The sequence below is a fragment of the Pedobacter sp. genome (genome assembly GCF_035566355.1).
Classification (GTDB): domain Bacteria; phylum Bacteroidota; class Bacteroidia; order Sphingobacteriales; family Sphingobacteriaceae; genus Pedobacter.
In genome coordinates, this window is the sequence record NZ_DATMRL010000483.1 from 1 (window position 1) to 4644 (window position 4644).

General features: G+C 42.1%; 4 protein-coding genes and 1 pseudogene. 1 reads left to right on the forward strand and 4 read right to left on the reverse strand.

Features of this window, described 5'->3' with window-relative positions; translation table 11 throughout:
* From VNZ46_RS18855 to gltX, 4 genes are all read right to left on the reverse strand, one after another.
* Positions 1-520 (reverse strand): CHASE3 domain-containing protein (locus VNZ46_RS18855; protein ID WP_325561571.1); only part of this gene is annotated, 520 nt, incomplete at its 3' end.
* A gap of 4 nt (positions 521-524) precedes the next feature.
* Complete coding sequence (locus VNZ46_RS18860) at positions 525-1643, reverse strand: hybrid sensor histidine kinase/response regulator (RefSeq protein WP_199077381.1); 1119 nt, start codon at positions 1641-1643, stop codon at positions 525-527.
* A 142-nt stretch (positions 1644-1785) separates the two neighbouring features.
* Positions 1786-2622 (reverse strand): KPN_02809 family neutral zinc metallopeptidase, encoded by an 837-nt coding sequence (gene ypfJ / locus VNZ46_RS18865; protein WP_199077379.1) that lies wholly within the window; start codon positions 2620-2622, stop codon positions 1786-1788.
* An 11-nt stretch (positions 2623-2633) separates the two neighbouring features.
* Positions 2634-4142 (reverse strand): glutamate--tRNA ligase, encoded by a 1509-nt coding sequence (gene gltX, locus VNZ46_RS18870; RefSeq protein WP_325561572.1) that lies wholly within the window; start codon positions 4140-4142, stop codon positions 2634-2636.
* An 89-nt stretch (positions 4143-4231) separates the two neighbouring features.
* Between gltX and VNZ46_RS18875 the strand changes: the two are divergent.
* A pseudogene (locus VNZ46_RS18875) lies at positions 4232-4644 on the forward strand (sensor histidine kinase); the annotation flags it as partial.

Below are 4644 nucleotides of genomic sequence, written 5' to 3' on the forward strand. Positions count from 1 at the left end.
TATTCAGATTGGCCGTACGTTCTTCCAGCAATCTTTTCTCCTCAACCTGCATGGTTTTGATCAGAGCCCTGGCATTGTCCATATAGAGCTTCCCATTCAAAAGCTCTATCATGCTTACACTTCCGCCACGGTTTTTTATCGATATGGTCTTATCCAGGATGTCCATCCTGTGCTCAATGTTATCCTGTAGCCTTTTAATGTTTTTTTGCTGAAAATCATTGTCCCTTGTTTGGCCCATCACCTCATTAACCAGATCCAGTGCAGCAGTTTTCGCGCCTGTATAAGGTTCAAGAAAAACTTTCTCCCCCGTCAACAAATATCCTCTTTGCCCTGTTTCTGCATCCTTGAGAGTAGATATTATGTTATCGAGATTAGAAATGACATCGTTGCTATGTGCAACAAGTTCAGAATTTCTGATCAGGTTCCTGATGCTGAAATAGGACGCAGAGGAACTAACGAAAAGCACCAGTAAAGATAGCCCTAGACCGATTCTGAGGTTATTTTTTATCGTTTTCTTCATAAAATTATTCTGTCTCGGATGTTAATGGAATATAAAAATAGAATTCAGAGCCTTCACCCGGAGTACTTTTTACACCCACCTCACCACCATGCCTCCTAATGATCTCTGCAGAAATGTAAAGGCCGATCCCTAATCCCTGAAATTGAATTGCTGTCTCTTCTACCCGAAAAAATTTATCGAAGACACTCTGCTGCTGCTTTTCATCTATGCCAATACCAAAATCCCGTACACCAAGATACAACCGCCCATTTTCATTTCGTAAATTAATCTGGATTTCGCTGGTGCCGGGAGAATATTTTATCGCATTAGTCATAAAGTTAATGATCACCTGCTCTATTCTCATCTCATCACCATATACCGGTACAGATGCAGATCCATTCTTTATGATCTTAAACTCAGGATTAGATTGCTGAATAATCTCGATCACTCCGTCCAGTAATTCATCCATCATAAAATCCTTCTTGTTGAATTCAAGCTTCCCGCTCTCTATTTTAGAGATGTCGAGCAAATCAGCAATCAATTCATTTAATTTTTCCAGTTGAGTCTGCGCTTTTTGCAAATGCCTCTTAACCGTCGTCACGTCGCCCTTGTCAATACTTCTGTCCAGCAGTTGCATATATCCCTTTACACTGGTTAATGGGGTTTTGAGTTCATGACTGGCAATACTGATAAATTCATCTTTTTTATTTTCGGCCTTCTTTCTAAATTCAATTTCATCCAGCAACGCTTTCTGAATCTCGATCAATTTCCGGCTTTGTTCGTAAATTCGATAAAATGTCTTCACCTTCAGCAGCAACACATCCATATCCACCGGTTTCGTAATATAGTCCAGACCTCCTGAAGAATACCCTTTGGTAATAAAACGAAGTTCCGTATTGGCTGCAGAGAGAAAAATAATCGCTGTTTCTCTGGCCTTACTATAACCTGAAATCGCTTCCGCAACTTCAAAGCCATCCATTCCCGGCATCTGAACATCCAGAATAATCAAAACATATTCATTCCGGAGAACCTTTTTTAATGCTTCTTCTCCGGATGATGCTGTATCTACCTCAAAATTATGTGCTTCGAGAACTTTTTTTAAAGAAATAAGATTTTCTGGTGTATCGTCTACAATTAGGATCATTATTTAAGGTAAATAGGACTTACCAGCTTCGCTTTTTCTGGAATCAGCCGTTTAAAATATTTCTAATATATACAACTTTAAAGAATAATGTATGCTTTCAACCTATATTGTTGAATTTGGGTATAGCAGGCTTATCTATCGGTTAAAGTTGCCTGGCATTAAAAGTATCCCCCTGATTAATGTCACCAGTGTCAAATCCTTTTTTAAACCAATATACCCTTTGAGCAGATGTTCCGTGTGTAAAGGCATCGGGAACAACCTGTCCCTGCCCTTGCTGCTGAAGTTTATCATCCCCAATTGCATTAGCTGCATTCATCGCTTCCTCAATATCTCCAGGGTCCAGGCGAAAATCCTTCAGATCCTGCGCATGCCTTGCCCACATCCCGGCGAGAAAATCGGCCTGAAGCTCCAGTTTAACCGACATCCTGTTGTACTCTTTTTCGCTGAGCTGACTACGGTAGCGCTCCATTTTCGCAGAGATCCCTAAAAGATTCTGTACATGATGTCCAACCTCGTGAGCAATCACATAGGCCTGGGCAAAATCACCCGCAGCTCCAAAGCGATCTTTCAGTTCCTGATAAAAGCTCAGGTCGATATAGACCTTATGATCTCCAGGACAATAAAAAGGTCCTACCGCTGAACTGGCATTCCCGCAGGCAGACTGCACCATATTATCAAACAAAACCAGTGCGGGCTTTTCGTAGGTTTTGTTCATTGCAGCAAACTGCTGTTCCCACACCTGATTGGTGGATTCCAGCACACCGTCAACAAATTTACCCTCTGCATCTGTAGGGTCACCCTTTTTAGCCTCTTGCTGGGTAGTTCCTGCAGGAATCTGACTCACCAGACCCGTAAGATCTTTTCCAAAAAAGAGGCCAACAATGATCACAAGAAGACCAATTCCTCCGCCCAGAACAGGGCCTCCCTTTCCACCCCTCCTGTCTTCGATATTACCACTACCTTTACCGAACCATTGCATATCAATTTAATTTAGTTAAACGCCAATAAAGCCTTTCTAATTCTGTCTGCCGTTTCTGAAGCACCAAGTAATACTGCTATATCAAATACACCCGGACCAAATTTTCCTCCAACCAGCATAATCCGGAATGGGAGCATCAGTTCACCTGGCTTAAGGTTGTGTGTTACCGTTAGAGCCTTAAACTCTTCTTCCAGCTCCACCGCACTTAACCCATCTTTTAAAACAGCCATAAAAGCCTCAAAAAAGGCGCCCTTCTCTACTGTCCACTTCGGTTTTACCGCAGCCAGATCATAGGTTTCAGGAGAAACAAAAAAATAACGGCTTTGTGTGATAAAATCTGTCAAAAGATGACAACGGTCTTTGACCAGATCAATTACTTTATCCAGATAAAGATCTTCAACAGATGCCAAGCCACTTTTCAATAACTCATTTTTTATAACAGGAGCGATTTTTTTGGCTTCGGCATGCTTGATCCATTCATGATTATACCATTTAGCTTTTTCGAAATCAAATTTCGCTCCAGCCTTACTGATCCTTTCTACAGAAAACTTTTCGATCAGCTCATCCATAGTAAAAATTTCCTGGTCTGTTCCATCATTCCATCCCAGCATCGCCAGCAGATTTACGAAGGCCTCAGGCATAAAACCGAGCTCTTTAAACCCTGCGGTCAGATCTCCGGTTTTAGGATCCGTCCAGTTTTGGGCATACACAGGAAATCCTAGCCTGTCGCCATCACGCTTACTTAGCTTTCCGTTTCCATCTGGCTTTAAAATGAGCGGAAGGTGCACCCATTGTGGCATTTCGTCTTCCCAGCCCAGATATCTCCAGAGCAAAATATGAATTGGCGCTGATGGCAGCCATTCTTCACCTCTAAAAATATGACTAATCTCCATAGCCTTGTCATCTGCAACAACAGCCAGGTGATACGTTGGCATTCCATCCGCTTTTAAAAGCACTTTATCATCCACCAGATTGGTATCAAAACTCACATGTCCCCGAATCAGATCAATAAAGGAAACCTGTTCGTTTTCCGGCATTTTAATTCTGACAACAAAAGGCGTCCGTTTTTCCAGCAAAGCCTCTACCTCGTCTGCAGGTAAAGTCAGTGAGTTTCGCATCTGCATGCGTGTAGACTGTCCATATAAAAAATTAGGAAATTCTTTCCGTTTTGCATCCAGTTCTTCCGGGGTATCAAAAGCATAATAAGCATAGCCATCTGCAATAAGCTGGTCTGCATATTGTTTATAGCTCGCTTTGCGTTCACTCTGACGATACGGACCAAATGCACCTTCTTTTTGAGGGCTCTCATCAGGAGACATGCCGCACCACTCCAGGCAGGAAACAATATATTCTTCAGCTCCCGCCACAAAACGGGTCTGGTCTGTATCTTCTACACGCAAAACAAAGGTTCCGCCATGCTGTTTGGCAAATAAATAGTTAAACAATGCGGTACGTACACCACCCAAATGCAGTCCTCCTGTCGGACTTGGAGCAAATCTTACTCTAACTTTCTTTTCCATAATCTTACCTGCAAATATATATTTTTTACACTGTTACCGTTCTATTGATGCGTTATTGAATGCTATTTTGTAATTTGCCTCCACATTTTATGAACCCTTACGAAAAAAAACGTCGCTGGAAATTATTCTTACTTGCCTTTGCAGCAGTAATCGGTGCAGCATCCGTTTTTTACAGCGATTTTTTCGTTAAAAAAATGGAACGGGAAGAAAGAATACAATTTGAGCTTTGGGTCAAAGGAACCGAAAAATCCTCCCAGATCTTTGAAGATGCCCTGTATGCTGAGGTACTCAACATGATCACTTCCAGCAGCACTGTCCCTGTCATCCTAACCGATACCACCGGAACAAAAATAGAAACCTACCTGCGTCTCGACAGTACCAAGACCAATTATGTAGATGCCACTTCCAAGGCCACATATGATCCAGGCTATTTCCAGCGGGAACTGAGCAGAATGAAAAAACAACATGCCCCTTTACCCATCAATTACATGGGCAGAAAGAT